Origin of the sequence: Snodgrassella sp. CFCC 13594 (genome assembly GCF_001590725.1) — a bacterium.
In the GTDB taxonomy this organism is placed as follows: domain Bacteria; phylum Pseudomonadota; class Gammaproteobacteria; order Burkholderiales; family Neisseriaceae; genus Snodgrassella.
Genome location: NZ_LQXR01000059.1, coordinates 1 through 1,156 on the forward strand (window position 1 = coordinate 1; position 1,156 = coordinate 1,156).

The following is a 1,156-nucleotide window of genomic DNA, read 5'->3' on the forward strand; positions in this document are numbered from 1 at the left end:
ACCGGTTAAAGCAGTAGTAATTGAGGGGATATTCCATGCCACTATCAAGAATAAAAAGGTCATTAGGATAAACGGCCCAGGTAGAAGAAGTGCGGCAGCTATGGTGTCTATCGTGGATGAACCAAATTCAGATATCTTAGAATCAAAATACGAGGTGAGCATTGCACACAGTAAAGTAAACATCACCACATTAAGAATGTAGTTAGCGCATTGCCCGATCCAGTTCATACCATAATTTCGAGTTGCGGGGAACAACATACAGCCTAAAAATAGCGGCCCAACCATCAGGACTAATGCCAAGCTGACTTTAGCAACAACATAAAAGGCAAATGACACACCTAATATTGACCAGCCACACAGAGAAACAATACCGGATATGAATGTCATGCTGAGATGAGAACCCACCTCAAATACATAAAAATCGTCATCAAGCAACTTGAGTTTATCGAGCAGTGCAGTTAATTTTTCTGCACTTGCATCAAAAGCATTCACTGAAAAACTTTTCCCAAATACCGAAGACAGACCTTCTGGCATGTTGTAAATGAGATTAGCCAGTTTTGCATATTGCCCAGCGTTGAAAGCCAAAGCTATGATGACTAGCCAACCCATTGCGCGTTTGGAAATGTCTAAAATATTTTCGTCTAGTCCTCTGTTGTAAGCATTGATTGCAACTAAAAGTAGATAGAGACCAAACCCAGCAGAAAATATCGGTGCAATGCTAGATATGAGTGAACTGGCATTGCTGAACAAGTCCGTTCCAAGTTTAACCGTGAAGGTTTCTGCTAAATTCCCAAATACGGAAGATGTAGACATATTTAAACCCTATAAAAAAACGGACGGGATTAACCGTCCGGGTGGGTTGAAGAATTACATTGCTAATTCTCATTCGCACATTCAGGAAGATTCTGATTTAAGCGTTTGGTCAAAACACACTTTTCCTTTAATTGCTGTTTTTTTGCTGCCTTCTCATCATAATCGGGATACCGCTTATTTTCTCCGCATGAAGATAAAGCGAAGCTAAAAAGAGAAATTGTTAGTATCAATGTAATTTTCACTCTCATTCCTTTCTGGTTGTTAATTGCAACCTGACACCCCGAGATTTGAACGTTTTGAAAGAACACAACGTTCATTTTGCACTCGTTGCATCAAAGCCATT

At 39.9% G+C, this 1,156-nt stretch carries 1 protein-coding gene; it reads right to left on the reverse strand.

What is annotated here, in order from left to right:
* Positions 1 to 813, reverse strand: an 813-nt coding sequence (locus tag A2F46_RS11645; protein ID WP_066570625.1) for a type IV secretion system protein, incomplete at its 3' end; no start/stop codon positions are given.
* Positions 814 to 1,156: the final 343 nt, after the last annotated feature.